We start from the raw sequence: 17,602 nt of genomic DNA, 5'->3' as shown, positions 1-17,602 counted from the left end.
CGAGAACAAGGCGGTTGAGATGAGCGACGGGGAGCGAGCAGTCACCCCCGCGCCCGCCCCGGCGGACGACGGACGGGCCCCGGCGGGCCCGCCCGTCGTCGAGGCGACGGGCATAGTCAAACGATTCGGTCCGACAGTGGCCCTCGACGGGGCCCGAATCACCATCCGGTCCGGTGAGACGCACGCGCTCGTCGGCCGCAACGGAGCGGGCAAGTCGACCCTGGTGTCCGTCCTCACCGGACTGCAGAGCCCGGACGAGGGGACGGTCTCCTTCGGCGGCCGCCCGGCTCCCCGGCCCGCGGACCGCGACGGCTGGCGGCAGCGCGTCGCCTGCGTCTACCAGAAGTCGACGATCATCCCGACCCTGACCGTCGCCGAGAACCTGTTCCTGAACCGGCACGACCACGGCCCGAGCCGGCTCATCAGCTGGCAGGGCGTGCGCCGCCGGGCACAGGACCTGCTGTCGACCTGGTCGGTCGACGTGGATCCGCACACCCCGGCCGGCGATCTCAGCGTGGAACAGCGGCAGTTCGTCGAGATCGCCCGTGCGCTGTCCTTCGGCGCCCGCTTCATCATCCTCGACGAACCCACCGCCCAGCTCGACGGAGCCGCCATCAACCGGCTCTTCGACCGGATCCGCGACCTGCAGAGCCAGGGCGTGACCTTCCTGTTCATCAGCCACCATCTCCAGGAGATCTACGAGATCTGCGACATGGTGACGGTCTTCCGGGACGCCCGGCACATCGTGACCGCGCCGGTCGCCGAACTCCCCCGCACCGAACTCGTCGCCGCCATGACCGGCGAGGCCGCCGGCGGCCGGCGCGAGGAACGGGCGAGCACCCTGGACGCGGACGCGACGGCCGCGCTGAGCGTCCGGGCCATCAGCGGCGACGCCTACCAGGACGTCACCTTCCAGGTGGGCGCCGGCGAGATCGTCGGGCTCGCCGGCGCCGCGGGCAGCGGCCGCACCGAGGTCGCCGAGACCGTCGTGGGACTGCGGTCGGCCGACGGCGGTTCGGTCGAGATCGCCGGACAGCGGCCCCGGCCGGGCAGTGTCCCCGCCGCGCTCGCCGCCGGCGCCGGATTCGTCCCCCAGGACCGGCACCACCAGGGCTTCGTGCCCGACATGTCGATCGCCGACAACGCCACCCTGTCCGTGCCCCACCGGCTCGGTCGCAACGGGCTCGTCAGCAGCCAGGCCCGCGACCGGCTCGCCCAGGGCATGATCGAGAAGCTGGCGATCAAGACACCGGGGCCGGACCTACCGGTCTCCGCGCTGTCCGGCGGCAACCAGCAGAAGGTCGTCATGGCACGCGCCCTCGCCGACGACCCCCGGCTGCTGGTCCTGATCAACCCGACCGCGGGCGTGGACGTGCGCTCCAAGGAGTTCCTCCTCGGCAAGGTCGAGGAGACCGCGGCCACCGGAACCGGAGTGCTCATCGCCTCCGACGAACTCGACGACCTGCGTATGTGCGACCGGGTCCTGGTGATGTTCCAGGGCCGAGTGACCTTGGAGATTCCCCGCGGCTGGCACGACCACGACGTCGTCGCCGCGATGGAAGGAGTGGACCTCGATGCCTGAAACCGTCCTCGCGGACGCGCCCACGTCCAAGCCCGACGAGCCGGGCGTCAAGCGGACCGCGCTGTTCGGCGGCCGGATACCGCTGGCGCGGCTGCGCGACCTGGCGCTCGTCCCCGCGATCGTCGTCATCGCGATCGTCGGTCAGATCGTCAACCCGGTGTTCCTGCAGGCGGACAACCTCATCAACGTCCTGCAGACGATGTCCGAGATCGCGCTGCTGGTGCTCGCCCAGACGATGATCCTCATCGTCAAGAAGATGGACCTCTCCCTCGAGTCGACGATGGGCCTCGCGCCCGGCGTCGCGGCCTGGCTGACCATCGGCAGCGCCGGACACGGACTGGGCCTGCTGCCCGGCGCCTGGGCTATCCCCCTCACCCTCGCCGTGGGCGTGCTCATCGGCGTGGTCAACTCCCTGCTGATCATCCGCTTCGGCCTCAACGGGTTCATCGTCACCCTCGGCATGCTGATCGTCCTGCGCGGCATCCTCACCGGCATCTCCGGCGGCCAGACGTTCTTCCAGCTGCCCGAGTCGATGCTCTACCTCGGCACCGCCCAGTGGTTCGGGATGCCCGCCTCCATCTGGCTCACCCTCACCCTGTTCGCCGTCGCCATCGTGGTGCTCGGCTGGACCAGCTTCGGCCGCTCCCTCTACGCCATCGGCGGCAACGTCGACGCGGCGAAGGCGGCCGGCATCCGCACCGACCGGGTCCTGTGGATCGTCCTGGTCAGCGGCAGTGTGCTCGCCGCCCTCGCCGGGCTGCTGCTGTCCGGGCGGCTGGCCTCCGTCGCCTCCGCGCAGGGCAACGGCTACATCTTCACCGTGTTCGCCGCCGCCGTGATCGGCGGGATCAGCCTCAACGGCGGCAAGGGCACCATGTTCGGCGCGTTCAGCGGCATCCTGCTGCTCTTCATGATCCAGAACGTGCTCACCCTGGCGGGGGTCCCCGCCCAGTGGATCGGCGCCCTCAACGGCCTGATCATCCTGGCCGCGCTGATGATCTCCCGCATCACGGGCGGCAAGGTCCAGGAGTGATTCCGGGCGGCCGTGACCGGGTCCCCCGGGACCGCGCGGCCGCCGGGCTCCGCCTCGTTCCCCATCTCGTCGCAGGGGCCGTCACCCCCCTGCTCCTCCAGGAGTTGCCATGTCCTCCGCTGTGTCCCCCACCCCGGCCTCCACCGCCCGTATCACCGCTCTCGACGTACTGGACGTGCGTTTCCCGACGTCCGAGCACCTGGACGGGTCGGACGCCATGAACCCCGAGCCCGACTACTCGGCCGCCTACGTCGTCCTGCGCACCGACGCCGGGGACGGCCTGGAGGGCCACGCCCTGGCCTTCACCACCGGCCGCGGCAACGACGTCCAGGCCGCCGCCATCGCGGCGCTCGCCCCGTACGTGGTGGGTCTCTCGGTCGACGAGGTGTGCGGGGATCTCGGCGCGTTCTCCCGCTCACTCGTCCACGACCCCCAACTGCGCTGGCTGGGACCGGAGAAGGGCGCGATCCACATGGCGACCGGCGCCGTCGTCAACGCGGCCTGGGACCTGGCCGCCAAGCGTGCGGGCAAGCCCGTCTGGCGCTTCCTCGGTGAGATGTCGCCCGAGGAACTGGTCGCGCAGGTCGACTTCCGCTGGCTCAGCGACGCCCTCACCCCCGAGGAGGCCCTCGAGATCCTGCGTCGCGCCGAGCCGGGCCGCGAGGAGCGCATCGCCGGCCTGCTGGAGCGCGGATACCCCGCCTACACCACCACGCCCGGCTGGCTCGGCTACTCCGACGAGAAGCTGGCCCGCCTCGCGCGGGAGGCCGTCGCCGAGGGCTTCACCCAGATCAAGCTGAAGGTCGGCGCGTCCCTGGAGGACGACGTGCGGCGGATGCGCACCGCCCGCGCGGCGGTCGGCGACTCCATCCGCATCGCCGTGGACGCCAACCAGAGATGGGACGTGCAGCCCGCCATCGACTGGATGCGCGAACTGGCCCCCTACCAGCCGTACTGGATCGAGGAGCCGACCTCCCCGGACGACATCCTCGGGCACGCCGCGGTCCGCAGGGCGCTGAGCCCGATCAAGGTCGCCACCGGTGAGCACATCGCCAACCGGGTCGTCTTCAAGCAGCTGCTCCAGGCCGGTGCGGTGGACATCGTGCAGATCGACTCCGCGCGGGTCGGCGGAATCAACGAGAACCTCGCCATCCTGCTCCTGGCCGCCAAGTTCGGCGCCCCGGTCTGCCCGCACGCCGGCGGTGTCGGCCTGTGCGAGATGGTGCAGCACCTGTCGATGTTCGACTACGTGGCCGTCTCCGGCACTCTCGAGAACCGCGTCATCGAATACGTCGACCATCTCCACGAACACTTCGTCGACCCGGTGCGCATCGCCGACGGCCACTACCTCGCACCCACCCTTCCGGGACTGAGCGCGGAGATGCACCAGGAGTCGCTGAAGGAGTTCACGTACCCCGACGGCCCGGTCTGGTCCGTCCGTGTCTGAGGACCGTCTGCCGCCTGGGCCCGGAAGGTGGGTGGACGCCCACCACCATCTGTGGGACCTGGACCGCCGGTCCCGGCCCCGGCCGGACGAGCCCGGACACGAGCCGATCCGCCGCTCCTTCGGCACGGGCGATCCGCGGTCGGACGCGACCCGGCGCATCGCAGGCCGGCCGCTGACGCGCACGGTGACCGTCCAGTGCGTGACGTACGAGGAACTCCTCCGCGGCTGCTCCGCCGCCGAGACCGAGGCCGTCCTCGCGGGCACCGCGACCGGCTCCTACCGCCTCGAACAGCCCCCGAAGCCCCCTGACAGGAAGAAGGGAACACCGTGCTCCTGACCGACCTGCTGCACCCCGGAATCCTCGAAGCCCTGGCCGGCGCCGGTCACGGCGCCCGCGTACTGCTCGCCGACGGCCACTACCCCGCGAGCACCGCCACCGGCGACCGCGCCCGCACCGTCCATCTGAACCTGGCGCCCGGCCTGCTGGACGTCACCACCGTGCTCGACGTCCTGACGACCGCCCTGCCCGTCGAGTCGGCCCACGTGATGGTGCCGCCCGACGGCGCACCCGAACCGCCCGCCATCGGCGAGTACCGCGCCCGACTGGCGCCGGCCCCCGTCGGGACACTCGGCCGCTTCGAGTTCTACGACGCCGCACGCTCGCCCGACCTGGCGCTGGCCATCGTCACCGCCGACGTCCGCACCTACGCCAACCTGCTGCTGACCATCGGCGTCCGCGCTGAAGGGACCCTGACGACACGATGACCACACTCGCCGTCCGCTACACCGCCGCCCGCACCCTGGACACCGTGCCCGCCGAGGCCTCCTCGCCGGGGCCCGGCGAGGTGGAACTGGCCCCCGCCTTCGTCGGCATCTGCGGCACCGACCTGCACATCTACCACGGCGACATGGACACCCGGGTCCGCACACCCGCCGTCCTCGGACACGAGATGTCCGGCCGCGTCGTCCGCGTCGGCCCCGACGTCGACGACTGGCAGCCCGGAGACGCGGTCACCGTCATGCCGCTGCGCTGGGACGGCACCTGCCCCGCCTGCCGAGCCGGCCACCAGCACATCTGCCAGCACCTCGACTTCATCGGCATCGACTCCCCCGGCGCCATGCAACAACGCTGGACCGTCCCCGCCACCACCCTCGTCCGCCTGCCCGACACCCTCCCCCTCGACCACGCCGCCCTCGTCGAACCCACCGCCGTCGCCGTCCACGACGTCGGCCGCGCCGCCGTACGCGACGGCGAGAAGGTCGTCGTCGTCGGCGGCGGACCAGTCGGTGTCCTCATCGCCCTCGTCGCCCGGGCCGCCGGAGCCGACGTCCGGGTCATCGAACTCAGCGCCCACCGACGCGCACTCGCGGAACAGTTGGGCCTGGACGCCTGGGACCCCGCCGCCGCGGACGTGCCCGAACTCATCCGCACATGGACCCAGGACGCCGGCGCGGACGTCGCCTTCGAGGTGTCCGGCGCGGCAGGCGGCGTGACCACCGCCGTCGACGTCCTCGGTGTGCGCGGCCGGCTGTGCCTGGTCGCGATCCACCCCCGGCCTCGTGAGATCGACCTGCACCGCTTCTTCTGGCGCGAACTCACCCTGGTCGGGGCCCGCCTGTACGACCGCAGCGACTTCGAGAAGGCCGTCGCCCTCGTCGCCGACGGGACCGTCCCCGCCGCCCGGCTGATCAGCAAGGTCGTGCCGCTCACCGAAGCGCCCGCCGCGTTCGAGGCCCTCGAGGGCGGCGGTGACGTCATGAAGATCCTCCTCGACTGCACCACCGACACCGATGAAGCCACCGACGCCGCCCGGGGAGCCACGGCCGGCATCGCGCAGGGAGTCACCGCATGAACGCCTTCGACCTCACCGGCAGACTCGCCGTCGTCACCGGCGCACGCCGCGGCATCGGCCGCGCCATGGCCCGCGCACTCGCCGAAGCCGGCGCCGACGTCATCGGCGTCAGCGCCACCCTCGAGGAGACCGGCAGCGACGTCGAAAAGGACGTCACCGCCGCCGGCCGCACCTTCGAGGCCATCCGCACCGACTTCGCCGACCCCCACGCCGTCCACGCCCTCGGCGCCGACCTCGCCGCACGCCGACGCCCCGTGGACATCCTCGTCAACAACGCCGGCACCATCCGCCGCACCCCCGCCGCCCAGCACACCGACACCGACTGGAACCTGGTGCTCCAGGTCAACCTCACCGCCCAGTTCGCCCTCACCCGCGCCGTCGGCGCGGCCATGGTCACCCGCGGCCACGGCAAGATCGTCTTCACCGCCTCGCTGCTCAGCTTCCAGGGCGGCATCACCGTGCCCGGCTACACCGCCGCCAAGCACGGCATCACCGGCCTCACCAAAGCCCTCGCCAACGAATGGGCCCCCCACGGCGTCAACGTCAACGCCATAGCCCCCGGCTACATCGCCACCGACAACACCCAGGCACTACAGGACGACCCCGCCCGCAGCACCGCCATCCTCGACCGCATCCCCGCCGCACGCTGGGGCAACCCGGACGACCTCGCCGGCGCCACCGTCTTCCTCGCCTCCGACGCCGCCGCCTACATCCACGGCATCACCCTCCCCGTCGACGGCGGATGGCTCGGCCGATGACCGGCACCGACCTCGCCACCGTCCTCGCCGGCGCCCCGGTGATGCCCGTGCTGACCGTCCCGTCCAGGACGATGGCCGCACCGCTGGCCGAGGCACTCGTCGCCGGCGGCGCCCGGTGTGCCGAGGTCACCTTCCGCACCCCGGACGCCGAGCAGGTGCTCGAGGCTATGGCCGCCCACGGCGGACTCACCGTCGGAGCCGGCACGGTCCTCACCCCCGAACAGGCGGAGCGGGCGGTGGCGGCGGGCGCCCGCTTCGTCGTCTCACCGGGTTTCGACGATCAAGTCGTCGCCAGGTGCCGGGAGTTGGGCGTCCCCGTGATACCGGGTGTCGCCACCGCGACCGAGTTGATGCGCGCCCTTCGCGCGGGTCTGGACACCGTGAAACTGTTCCCGGCAGAACCGCTCGGCGGCCTGCCCACCCTCCGGGCGCTCGCCGCGCCGTTCCCCGGAACGCGCTTCGTCCCGACGGGCGGCATCCGCGCCGCCCACCTGGCCGCCTACCTTGCCGAGCCGTCGGTCCTCGCGGTCGGCGGCACCTGGCTGGCGACCCCCGGTCACCTCGGGCAGGGCGACTACGAGGAGATCCGCCGGCTCACCGCCGAAGCCGTCGCGAGGAGCGTCTCGTGACCGACGTGGTGGCCCTCGGCGAGGTGATGCTGCGCTTCGATCCGGGCGAGGGACGCATCCGCAGCTCACGCGCCTTCCAGGTGTGGGAGGGCGGCGGCGAGTACAACGTCGTACGAGGCCTACGGCGCTGCTTCGGACTGCGCACCGCCGTCGTCACCGCTCTCGTCGACAACGCGGTGGGCCGCCTCGTCGAGGATCTCGTCCTCCAGGGCGGCGTGGACACCTCCCTGATCCGGTGGACACCGGACGACGGGATCGGCCGCACCGCCCGCAACGGACTCAACTTCGTCGAACGCGGCTACGGCATCCGCGGCGCGCTCGGCGTCAGCGACCGCGCCCACACCGCCGTCTCACAGCTGCGCACGGGCGACGTCGACTGGGACGCCGTCTTCTCCGCCGGTGTGCGCTGGTTCCACACCGGCGGCGTGTTCGCCGGCCTGTCCGACACCACCGTCGGCGTCGCCGACGAGGCGATGGCGGCCGCCCGCCGCCACGGTGTCACCGTGTCCTACGATCCCAACTACCGCCCCAGCCTGTGGACCGGCCGGGGCGGCCCGGACCGGGCCCGCGAGGTGGACCTGCGCCTCGCCCGGCACGCCGACGTGGTGGTGGGGGCGCTGGGTCTGGCCGGCCCGCGCCCCGGCGCCGTGCGCGTGCCGGCCGGCGAGGTGCCGGACGCGCTCACGGAAGTGGCGGAACTGGTCCCGTCGGCCAGGGTGCTGGCGACGACGTTGCGGGAGGTGCCCTCGGCCGGGGTCAACGACTGGTCCTCGGCCGCCTGGTCCGCCGAAACCGGGGTCGTCGCCGGTCCCCTGATGCCGGGACTGCACGTCCTGGACCGCATCGGGTCGGGCGACGGCTTCGCCGCCGGCCTGATCCACGGCCTGCTCAGCGGGGACGACCGTTGGCCGGCCCCGCTGACAGCGGCAGGCCTGGAGCGGGCCCTGGCCTACGGCACTGCTCACGGCGCGCTCACCATGACCACCCCGGGCGACGTCTCCATGGCCTCACTCGCCGAGGTCCATGCGCTGATGGAGGGCGGTTCGGCCGCCGTCAGACGCTGACCGGGCGCCGGACGGCCCCGCCCCACCCGTACTCGCGAGGAGCACAGTTGACACACCAGAGCATCGGACGCCGGACCATCGCGAAGACCCCCGTCGAACTCACCGGACTCGGCTTCGGGGCGTCGGTCATCGGCAACCTCTACCGGGTCACCCCGGCCGAGGACGCGGCCGCCGCCGTCGACGCGGCCTGGGACGCCGGCATCCGCTACTTCGACACCGCGCCGCACTACGGGCTCGGCCTCTCCGAACAACGCCTGGGCGCGGCCCTGCGGCACCGCCCCCGCGCCGAGTACACCGTCTCCTCCAAGGTCGGGCGGCTGCTCGTGCCCAACGAGCGTCCCCGGGGCGTGGACGGTGAGGGCTTCGTCGTGCGGGACGACCTACGACGGCAGTGGGACTTCAGCCGCGACGGCGTCCTGCGGTCCATCGAGGACACCCTGCGCCGCACCGGACTGGACCGGCTCGACATCGTCTACCTCCACGACCCCGACGACCACTGGCGACAGGCCGCCGACGAGGCCATGCCCGCCCTCGCCGAGCTGCGCGACCAGGGTGTCATCGGCGCGATCGGCGCCGGCATGAACCAGTCCGCCATGCTCGCCCGCTTCCTGCGCGAGACCGCCGCCGACGTCGTCATGCTCGCCGGCCGCTACACCCTCCTCGACCAGTCCGCCCTCGACGACGTCCTGCCCGCCGCGGAGGAACACGGCAAGAGCGTCGTCGCCGTCGGTGTCTTCAACTCCGGCCTCCTCTCCCGCGACCACCCCGCCGACGGCATGAAATACGACTACCAGGACGCTCCGCCCGACCTGGTCGTCCGCGCCCGCGCCATCGCCGACGTCTGCACCGCACACGGCACCACCCTCCCCGCCGCCGCCATCGCCTTCCCCCGCACCCACCCCGACGTCGTCAACGTCACCCTCGGCATGCGCAGAGCCGACCAGGTCGTGCGCAATGCCGGACTCCACCGGCGGCCCGTCCCCGAAGCCCTCTGGGACGACCTCCGCGACCAGGGCCTGATCAGGGCCGACGTGCCCGGGGCGGGCGACCGTGCGAGGAGTGCGCAGTGTCCCTGACGGACAAGGCCATCGAGCAGATCCGTGAGCTGATCCGCACCGGGGCCCTGCCCCCGGGGTCGAAGCTGCCCCCGGAACCGGACCTGGCCGCGCAGCTGGGCCTGTCCCGCAATCTCGCCCGCGAGGCGGTCAAGGCGCTGTCGGTCGCGCGGGTCCTCGAGATCCGCAGGGGCGACGGCACCTACGTCACCAGCCTGCACCCCAGTCTGCTGCTGGAGGGGCTCGGCGGTGCGGTGGAACTCCTGCAGAGCGACGCGGCGGCCCTGCAGGATCTGATGGAGGTGCGGCGGCTCCTCGAGCCCATGGCCACCGCGCTCGCCGCCACCCGGATCACCGATGGCCAACTGGCAGAGGTAAAGGGCCACTTGGACGCGATGCGGGAGGCCCGCGACGACGTCGAGCGACTCAACGCGCACGACGCCGCCTTCCACCGCGCCGTCGTCGCGGCCACCGGCAACGAGACCCTGCTCACCCTGCTGGAGAGCGTCTCCGGCCGCACGCTGCGTGCCCGCATCTGGCGTGGACGGGCGGACGACCAGTCCGCGGACCGCACCCTGGCCGAGCACGAGGCGATCCACCGGGCGCTGTCCACCCGCGACGCCACCCTCAGTCAGGCCGCCGCGCTGCTGCACGTGAGCACCACCGAACGGTGGCTGAAGGAACACCTGCGCGCCAACGGGCCGCTCGTCTCGACGGCGCCTCCGCAGCGCCTCCGCAGCGGCCCGGCCGACGTCGCTCCCGGTCACCGCGGCCCGGGGCGACGGGTCACCGGTCCGGGATGACGGACCCGTCACCCGGTGGCCCCGGGGCCTCGATGCCACCCAGGCGGTCGTACTGGGCCTGCAGGGCGAGCATGCGCCTTCGGCACGGTGCTCATCCGGCGGCCGCCAGGAGGGCGGTGCGACTGCCGAGGGCGTGGGAGAACTGGTCGACGACCCGGGTCAGGCTCTCGCCCGCGCCCGGTGCGACGGTCAGCGTCCCGTCGTCGGCCACGGTGATCTCCCGGTCGAGCGTGAACCAGCCCTGGACGATGTGCGCCGCCCCCATGGAGCTGAGCACCGGGCGCAGGGCGTAGTCGATCGCCAGGACGTGGGCCGTGCTCCCGCCCGTCGCCAAGGGCAGGACGGTCTTGCCGGCCAGGGCGTACTGCGGGAGCAGGTCCAGCAGGGACTTGAGCAGTCCGGAGTACGCGGCCTTGTAGACGGGCGTGCCGATCACGACGCCGTCGGCGCGGTCGAACAGCTCGGCCGCCTCGACGATCGCCGGGTGACGGAAGTCGGCGCCCAGGAGCGCCTCGGCGGGGACGGTGCGGACGTCCAGGGGGATCACGTCATGCCCCTGGGCGGTGAGCCGCCGGTCCAGGTGGCGCAGCAGGCGGCCGGTGCGGGAGGCGGGGGACGGACTTCCGGAGACGGACAGGACGGTGGCCATGGCGGACCCTTCGCGAACATGAGGTGGGTGTGGATCGTGGTGGAGCGTGGCGGCGGAGCGAGTCCGGTACGTCCGGTGGGCCGGGCCGCGGACAGCGCGCGGGCACGGCGGTGCGGCCCTCGGCGCAGCCGGGTGCGACGGCGCTTCGGGAGGCGGGGTGGAAGAGGCGGTGAGACAGGGTGAGCGGGGACGACACCGGGCAGGGACCTCGGGCGTGGCGGTGCGGCGGCAGCGCGTGTCAGGTCTCGGGGGCCTATCGCTGCGCGGTTGCGGAGCGTCGGGCCGACGGGTGCGCAGGACGGGTCCACGTGGGGAGGCACTCGGCCCGCGACGGGGTCACCGAGGGAGGGGAGGGCCGGTCAGGCGGCCCGCTGCCGCGTCAGCCGCAACACGCTGCGGACCACACGCGACCGAAGTCGATGTGGTCGCGGGTGACCAGGCGCTGCTCGGCGTTCATGCGGTCAATTGAGCAGGACAACCGGCATCTCGTCAACCACCGCTCGGATGCCGGACCTGCCGGGCCCGGTCCTCGCCGGATCAACTTCCCTATATTTCCTATTGGATAACTAGGAAAGCATTGACGGCCCGCCCGCAGGACGCGCAGGATGATGCACATGTCACCCGTGCACGGCGTGAGCCGCGCACCCCGGGCCGTTCCGCTCCCCGCGCATGCCCCGACAGCCCCGCACCACCACGCGGCCGTCAGGCCCGCACCGCGTCGCCGCACCCCGCCTGGCCGACGGGCCCCTCCCAGGACCCGCACATACTGACCGCGTACGGCGAACTGACGGTCCTCGCGCGCTCCGCCTCCGCGCTCGCCGGGCAGGCGCTCACAGCGGTGGAGGGCGCCCTGGCACGTGGCGCGGACCTCTCCTACGACGAGTGCGCGGAGGCGTCCGTCCTGGTGGCCGTGGCCGAGGCCGCCGCCTCCAGGGCCGCACAGGAGTCCACCACTCGCGCCCTCGACGTCGTCGGCGCCCGATCAGCGTCCGCACGGCTGGGCTTCGACCGCTTCTGGCGCAACGCGCGGGCCCACACGCTGTACGAGCCCGTGTCCCACCGTCTGCGCGACGTCGGGGACTACTTCCTCAACGGCACCCACCCCCCGTTCGTGCTGCCCGCCTGACCTGCGGAGCCGGCCCGCCCGGATCCCGCCCGGAAGAGAAGATCCCATTGTGCGAGACGATGCTGTCCATCATACGAACACCCTCTTGGGGGAAGCGCGAGCTTCTGCCACGATCCCTACAAGCCAGGTAGGAATACTAGGGATGAGGGGGTGGTCATGGGACCGTACGACCGCACCGACCGGGCGCTGCCCCTGCTGACCTCGCGCCGTCACATCGACTTCGGCCGCACCTCCAGCGCCTTCTGTCGGCCCGTCCGACGCCACCGCAGCCGCATGTCCGCGCACCAGCGCTGAACTCCCGTCCGGCCGCCGCACTCGGCGAGCCGCACCTCCCCGGCTCGCCGCTCCCCCCACTCCCCCGCGCTCCGCCGCCCGGCCCGCCACGGCTCCCACACTGTCGGCGGCCGGGGTGCGGTGCGCCGGTGCACGCGGAAGGCCGTCGTCCGGACCCGCCCGTAACGCCCCGCTCCCCGTTTCCCCGAAAGGACACTGCCGTGTCTGCCGCAAGACCGCTCGCCACACTGCGCACCGTCGCCGCCCTCGCCGCCCTGCCTCTCCTGCTCACCGCCTGCGGCTACGGTTCCGAGGCCACCGACGACGGCGGCAAGCAGCCCGCGGTGGCGGCGGACGCCAAGAAGCTCTCCGCCGACGAGGTCAGCATCGGCTACTTCCCCAACCTCACGCACGCCACCGCCCTGGTGGGCGTCCAGGAGGGCCTGTTCCAGAAGGAACTCGGCGGCACCACGATCAAGGCGTCCACCTTCAACGCCGGCCCCTCCGAGATCGAGGCGCTGAACGCGGGCTCCATCGACATCGGCTGGATCGGCCCCTCGCCCTCCATCAACGGCTACACCAAGTCCAAGGGCAAGAACCTGCGCATCATCAGCGGTTCGGCGTCCGGCGGCGTGAAGCTGGTGGTCAACCCCGAGAAGATCAGGACCCTGGACGACGTCAAGGGGAAGAAGATCGCCACCCCGCAGCTCGGCAACACCCAGGACGTCGCGTTCCTCAACTGGATCGCGGAGCAGGGCTGGAAGGTCGACGCGCAGAGCGGCAAGGGCGACGTCTCGGTCGTCCGCACCGACAACAAGATCACCCCGGACGCCTACAAGTCCGGTTCCATAGACGGCGCCTGGGTGCCGGAGCCGACCGCCTCCAAGCTGGTCTCCGAGGGCGCCAAGGTGCTGCTGGACGAGTCGGCGCTGTGGCCGGACAGGCAGTTCGTGATCACGAACATCATCGTGTCGCAGAAGTTCCTCAAGGAGCACCCGGACGTCGTCGAGGCCGTGCTGCGCGGCTCGGTGAAGACCAACGCGTGGATCAACGCCAACCCCGACAAGGCGAAGGCGTCCGCCAACGCGGCGCTGGAGAAGCTGTCGGGCAAGGCGCTGCCCGCCGACATCCTCGACCCGGCCTGGAAGTCCATCACCTTCCTCGACGACCCGCTGGCCGCCACGCTCGACACCGAGGCGCAGCACGCCGTCAAGGCCGGTCTCCTGGAGCAGCCCGACCTGAAGGGCATCTACGACCTCACGCCGCTCGACAAGGTCCTCAAAGCCGCGGGCAAGCCCGAGGTCAGCGACGCCGGTCTCGGCGCCGAGTAGCCAGAGCCCACCACAACAGAACAGCTCCCAGGAGGTGACGACCATGGCCACCACGATCGCCCAGGCTGCCGAGAACGCCACAGCGGCGACCTACGCCGCCCGCATCGCGCACGTCTCGAAGTCCTTTCCCGCCCCGGGCGCTCCCCGCGGACAGCAGCTCGTGCTGGACGACATCACCCTGGATGTCGCACCCGGCGAGTTCGTCACCCTCCTGGGAGCCTCCGGCTGCGGCAAGTCCACACTGCTCAACCTGGTCGCGGGACTCGACCGGCCGTCCGCCGGCTCGATCGCCACGGACGGCCGGCCCGCCCTGATGTTCCAGGAACACGCCCTGTTCCCGTGGCTGACCGCGGGCAAGAACATCGAACTCGCCCTCAGGCTGCGGGGGATCGCCGCCCCCGAACGCCGCCAGGAGGCGGAACGGCTCCTGGACCTCGTCCGGCTGCGCGGCGCGCACGGCAAGCGCGTGCACGAACTCTCCGGCGGGATGCGCCAGCGCGTGGCCCTGGCCCGGGCGCTGGCCCAGGACAGCCGACTGCTGCTGATGGACGAGCCGTTCGCGGCCCTCGACGCCATCACCCGTGACGTGCTGCACGACGAACTGACCCGTATCTGGCGCGAGACGGGACTGTCGGTCCTCTTCGTCACGCACAACGTGCGGGAGGCCGTGCGCCTCGCCCAGCGGGTGGTGCTCCTGTCCTCACGGCCGGGACGCATCGCCCGTGAGTGGACGATCGGGATTCCGCAGCCGCGTCGCATCGAGGACGGCGCGGTCGCCGAGCTGTCCGTCGAGATCACCGAAGAACTGCGTAGGGAGATCCGCCGACATGGCCGGCACTGACAGCGGCGTCGCCGTGAACGAGGACGGCCACCCGGAAGCCGCACGCCCCGGGGACCCGCACGACCTGACCGGACTCGAGGCCGGACTCGACGCGCTGGACACGGTGCAGACCACGCGTACGCCGCTGCGCGAGACCCTGCTGCGCAAGGTGCTGCCGCCCGTCACCGCCGTCGTCCTGGTGATGGCGGTCTGGCAGCTGCTGGTGTGGTTCGAGGTGGCCCCCGACTACAAACTGCCCTCGCCGGCCGACGTGGGGGGCGAGATCCACGACGCCTGGGTGCAGGGCACCCTGTTCGACTACATCTGGACCAGCGTCTCGCGCGGGCTGCTCGGCTTCCTGCTGGCGCTCGTCATCGGCACCCCGCTGGGCCTGCTGGTCGCCCGGGTTCGGTTCGTCCGGGCCGCCATCGGCCCCGTCCTGTCGGGACTGCAGTCGCTGCCGTCGGTGGCGTGGGTGCCGCCCGCCGTGATCTGGCTCGGCCTGGACGACTCGATGATGTACGCCGTGATCCTGCTGGGCGCGGTGCCGTCCGTCGCCAACGGCCTCGTGGCGGGCGTCGACCAGATCCCGCCGCTGTTCCTGCGGGCCGGGCGCACCCTGGGCGCGACCGGGCTGCGCGGGGCCCGGCACATCGTGATGCCGGCGGCGCTCCCCGGCTATCTGGCGGGTCTGAAGCAGGGCTGGGCGTTCGCCTGGCGGTCGCTGATGGCCGCCGAGATCATCGCCTCCTCGCCCGACCTGGGCGTCGGTCTCGGTCAGCTGCTGGAGAACGGACGCAGCAACTCGAGCATGCCGCAGGTGTTCCTGGCCATCTTCCTGATCCTGCTCGTCGGCATCGCCATCGACCTGCTGATCTTCAGCCCGCTGGAACGGCGGGTGCTGCGCAGCCGGGGACTCCTGGTGACCCGCTGACCGAAGGACGTGCGCCTCCGGACGAAGATTCGGCCGAGGGCCGGGGGCCGGGAGCCCGGGGCTCGGACCGGGGCGAGGGCGAGGTCGGGGGCCACGGCCTCAGCTCGGGCCGGCGCAGAGCTTTTCGCGGGGAACGGGGGAACTTCCCAGCTTCTTCTGGACCTGGTCGAGATCCGCGAGGTACCGGTCGGGGTCCTTCGTGGCGGCGGTCGCGTAGTCGAGGACGGCCCGGTAGAAGGCGGCCGACACGTCGGGCGTCATCGCGTCGGCGGCGCCGAAGCACAGGGTGTAGCCGGAGTGCGGCCGGAGCATCCCCGCTATCCGCTGCTGCACCGAGGTGGCGTAGCGGGTGACGTGACCGTCGGCGGAGAAGGCCGCGCCCGCTTCCTGGTCCACCCACAGCTGCTGGGCCTTCGTCCCGGCGAGGAAGGCGATCAACGCCTCGGCGCTCGGGTTGCCGTCGGTGAACATGCCGACGAAGTCCGCCGAGACCTCCAGCCGGCGCGTCGGGGACGAGGTCACGAAGTCGTGGGCTTGTCCCTTGTCGAACCCCATGGCGGACAGCGCGCCGTGCGCGAGGGAGCACCTGGGGGGCGCCGTGGTCATTCCCGCGGCCGCCTCGCCGAAGTTGCGGACGGCCGCGCCCCGCACCCCGTCGCCCATGAGGGCGCGCCAGGTCGTCCACGCCTCGTCGAGCTCGGGCGACCTCCACTTCTCACCGCCGGTCAGCCACTTCGTGTAGAACTCGGCGCCGGTCCGGGCGAGGAGGATGTCCGCGATCCAGTCCGCGCCCGGCCAGCCGGAGGTGGGTCCGGACTCCAGTCCCAGGCACCAGATCCCGGGCGTGCCGAGATCGGGCGGCGCGGACCGTCCGGTCGCCGGCCTCGCGAACCAGGCGAGGCTCTTGACGTCCACTTTGACGGGCACCGCGTAGACCTCGCCCCGCACCGTGGCCAGCCCGCGAAACGGCTCCAGATAGGCGCCGGTGGGCACGTCGAGCGGCTGCAGTCCGCGTTGCTTCCCCTTCCCCTTCTCGGCGTAGCCGTGGACGGCTCCCACGCTGGGCAGCATGGCGAGGTCGGGCGGCGCCCCGGCCGTCACGGCGGCGTCGAGCTGCTGGGTCAGGGCGCGGGTGACCTGTACGTCCACCTGGATGCCGGTCTCCTTCTCGAACGCCGTCAGAACGGAGTAGAAGGCCTGGAACTCGTCACCGGACCAGGGAATCATGATCGTCACCCGGCCGGGCCGCCCGGACCCGGCGCCGCAGCCGGCCGCCGCCAGCAGCAGGCCGAGGACCAGGACACAACGCGTGAGCCGCGCCGTCAGCGTCTTCTTCATGGGCGCGGGAACCTGTACTCGGAGAGACGGGGGCGGTAGCCGAGGTAGACGAGCACCGCGGCGACCGTGAGAAGGCCGAGCGCGAGCGTGGTGGTCAGCCAGTGCCCGAGCAGCGGGGTCTGGTGCAGGGCCAGGGCGTCGCGTCGGCTCAGCCGGCTGGTGGTGATCCCGACCGCCGCGGTGGTGGCCAGGGCGACGACCAGGCGCAGGCCGACGAACCGCCTGAAGCGCCGGGCGACCACGCGGCCGGTCGCCAGGACGCACCCGAGCATGAGAGCCGTCGGCCCGACGAGCAGGGAGCGGACGTAGACCGGGTTCAGCCAGCGCGACCGCTTCTGCGCGTCGAGGGCTTCGTTCTGGAGGTCCTTCAGGTCGGTGAGGGAGGCCGTGAGCCCGCCCGTGCCCGGGATCCACTCCCCCGTTCGCGGGTCCTTCGCCCGGGGAGCGGTCAGGGCCAGCCGCGCGGAGTCGAGGACGCCGGGGCCACTGCGGGCGTAGTCGCGCACCGCCGTGTTGGCCAGTTGCAGACAGGTGGTCAACTGGCTCTGGACGTACTCGAACTGGGTGCGCCCCCGGTTGCCCGCCGCGTTGCCCGCCGCCGCCGAGGTGACGAGGGTGTTCACCCGCGCGGTGTCGTTGGCGAACTCGGTGCCCGTGCCGATCAGCGTGACCTGCCGGGTGGCGGCGACCTTGGCGAGCGCCGCCTCCGCCGCCACTGCCGTGCCGCGGGCCTGTTCGATGTCCTCGACGGCGGCCTCGGTACGTCGGGCGGCGGCCATCTGTTCGCCGGCCTGCGCCGACACCAGCAGGTACAGCAGCGCCGTGGCCGCCACCATGGCGAGCACGCCCGCCCTGAGCCACCGCAGCACTCTGACGGGATGGATGGCGCGCACCCGCCTGCGCCCCT

The 17,602-nt window shown here is 72.2% G+C and carries 18 protein-coding genes and 1 pseudogene; 16 read left to right on the top strand and 3 right to left on the bottom strand.

Translation table 11 applies throughout. The annotated features are described in order from the left end of the window. The first annotated feature begins 19 nt into the window (after positions 1-19). From C6376_RS42715 to C6376_RS42665, 11 genes are all read left to right on the top strand, one after another. Positions 20-1,582, top strand: coding sequence for a sugar ABC transporter ATP-binding protein (locus C6376_RS42715; protein ID WP_107448550.1), 1,563 nt, complete (start codon positions 20-22; stop codon positions 1,580-1,582). Continuing rightward, the gene (locus C6376_RS42710; RefSeq protein WP_107448549.1) at positions 1,575-2,615 is read left to right on the top strand and encodes an ABC transporter permease; all 1,041 of its coding nucleotides are present in this window, start codon (positions 1,575-1,577) and stop codon (positions 2,613-2,615) included. Before C6376_RS42715 ends, C6376_RS42710 begins: the two co-directional genes overlap by 8 nt. Positions 2,616-2,724: 109 nt before the next feature. Further along, a complete protein-coding gene (locus C6376_RS42705; protein WP_173985842.1) occupies positions 2,725-4,062 on the top strand; it encodes an L-fuconate dehydratase in 1,338 nt (445 codons plus the stop codon). Next, a complete protein-coding gene (locus tag C6376_RS44905) occupies positions 4,055-4,399 on the top strand; it encodes a hypothetical protein (protein WP_216825677.1) in 345 nt (114 codons plus the stop codon). The genes C6376_RS42705 and C6376_RS44905 overlap by 8 nt, the downstream gene beginning before the upstream one ends. After that, positions 4,390-4,827: an RbsD/FucU domain-containing protein gene (locus C6376_RS42695; RefSeq protein ID WP_107448548.1), complete on the top strand. Its 438-nt coding sequence runs from the start codon at positions 4,390-4,392 to the stop codon at positions 4,825-4,827. Before C6376_RS44905 ends, C6376_RS42695 begins: the two co-directional genes overlap by 10 nt. After that, entirely contained in the window at positions 4,824-5,915 is a 1,092-nt protein-coding gene (locus tag C6376_RS42690; protein ID WP_107448547.1) for a zinc-binding dehydrogenase, read from the top strand. The genes C6376_RS42695 and C6376_RS42690 overlap by 4 nt, the downstream gene beginning before the upstream one ends. Next, complete coding sequence (locus C6376_RS42685) at positions 5,912-6,673, top strand: SDR family oxidoreductase (RefSeq protein ID WP_107448546.1); 762 nt, start codon at positions 5,912-5,914, stop codon at positions 6,671-6,673. Before C6376_RS42690 ends, C6376_RS42685 begins: the two co-directional genes overlap by 4 nt. Next, positions 6,670-7,302 carry a bifunctional 4-hydroxy-2-oxoglutarate aldolase/2-dehydro-3-deoxy-phosphogluconate aldolase gene (locus C6376_RS42680; RefSeq protein WP_107448545.1) on the top strand — a complete coding sequence of 211 codons (633 nt, stop codon included), beginning with the start codon at positions 6,670-6,672 and terminating at the stop codon, positions 7,300-7,302. The genes C6376_RS42685 and C6376_RS42680 overlap by 4 nt, the downstream gene beginning before the upstream one ends. Then, positions 7,299-8,366 carry a sugar kinase gene (locus tag C6376_RS42675; RefSeq protein ID WP_107448544.1) on the top strand — a complete coding sequence of 356 codons (1,068 nt, stop codon included), beginning with the start codon at positions 7,299-7,301 and terminating at the stop codon, positions 8,364-8,366. The genes C6376_RS42680 and C6376_RS42675 overlap by 4 nt, the downstream gene beginning before the upstream one ends. Positions 8,367-8,413: 47 nt before the next feature. Next, positions 8,414-9,442, top strand: a complete 1,029-nt coding sequence (locus tag C6376_RS42670) for an aldo/keto reductase (RefSeq protein WP_107448543.1) — start codon at positions 8,414-8,416, stop codon at positions 9,440-9,442. Beyond that, positions 9,433-10,224: a FadR/GntR family transcriptional regulator gene (locus C6376_RS42665; protein WP_107448542.1), complete on the top strand. Its 792-nt coding sequence runs from the start codon at positions 9,433-9,435 to the stop codon at positions 10,222-10,224. The genes C6376_RS42670 and C6376_RS42665 overlap by 10 nt, the downstream gene beginning before the upstream one ends. Before the next feature lie 91 nt (positions 10,225-10,315). On the opposite strand, the gene ssuE is transcribed toward C6376_RS42665, so the two are convergent. Next, positions 10,316-10,873 carry an NADPH-dependent FMN reductase gene (ssuE, locus tag C6376_RS42660; protein WP_107448541.1) on the bottom strand — a complete coding sequence of 186 codons (558 nt, stop codon included), beginning with the start codon at positions 10,871-10,873 and terminating at the stop codon, positions 10,316-10,318. Positions 10,874-11,600: 727 nt separating this feature from the next. On the opposite strand from ssuE, the pseudogene C6376_RS42655 reads away from it, so the two are divergent. From C6376_RS42655 to C6376_RS42640, 5 genes and pseudogenes are all read left to right on the top strand, one after another. After that, positions 11,601-11,999, top strand: a pseudogene (locus C6376_RS42655) (acyl-CoA dehydrogenase family protein); the annotation flags it as partial. Between the two features lie 156 nt (positions 12,000-12,155). Continuing rightward, on the top strand, positions 12,156-12,293 hold the full coding sequence (locus C6376_RS44315; RefSeq protein WP_159083464.1) for a hypothetical protein: 138 nt from the start codon (positions 12,156-12,158) through the stop codon (positions 12,291-12,293). 200 nt (positions 12,294-12,493) lie between these two features. After that, positions 12,494-13,603: an aliphatic sulfonate ABC transporter substrate-binding protein gene (locus C6376_RS42650; protein ID WP_107448540.1), complete on the top strand. Its 1,110-nt coding sequence runs from the start codon at positions 12,494-12,496 to the stop codon at positions 13,601-13,603. A gap of 43 nt (positions 13,604-13,646) precedes the next feature. Then, a complete protein-coding gene (locus tag C6376_RS42645) occupies positions 13,647-14,444 on the top strand; it encodes an ABC transporter ATP-binding protein (protein ID WP_107448539.1) in 798 nt (265 codons plus the stop codon). Next, positions 14,431-15,357 (top strand): ABC transporter permease, encoded by a 927-nt coding sequence (locus C6376_RS42640; RefSeq protein WP_107448538.1) that lies wholly within the window; start codon positions 14,431-14,433, stop codon positions 15,355-15,357. Before C6376_RS42645 ends, C6376_RS42640 begins: the two co-directional genes overlap by 14 nt. 99 nt (positions 15,358-15,456) lie before the next feature. On the opposite strand, the gene C6376_RS42635 is transcribed toward C6376_RS42640, so the two are convergent. Both C6376_RS42635 and C6376_RS42630 read right to left on the bottom strand, forming a co-directional pair. Continuing rightward, on the bottom strand, positions 15,457-16,695 hold the full coding sequence (locus tag C6376_RS42635; protein WP_107448537.1) for a hypothetical protein: 1,239 nt from the start codon (positions 16,693-16,695) through the stop codon (positions 15,457-15,459). Beyond that, positions 16,692-17,588, bottom strand: coding sequence for a hypothetical protein (locus C6376_RS42630; RefSeq protein WP_159083463.1), 897 nt, complete (start codon positions 17,586-17,588; stop codon positions 16,692-16,694). The genes C6376_RS42635 and C6376_RS42630 overlap by 4 nt, the downstream gene beginning before the upstream one ends. Between the last annotated feature and the right edge of the window lie 14 nt (positions 17,589-17,602).

Origin of the sequence: Streptomyces sp. P3 (assembly GCF_003032475.1) — a bacterium.
In the GTDB taxonomy this organism is placed as follows: Bacteria; Actinomycetota; Actinomycetes; order Streptomycetales; family Streptomycetaceae; genus Streptomyces.
This window is presented reverse-complemented; position numbering and strand designations above follow the sequence as displayed.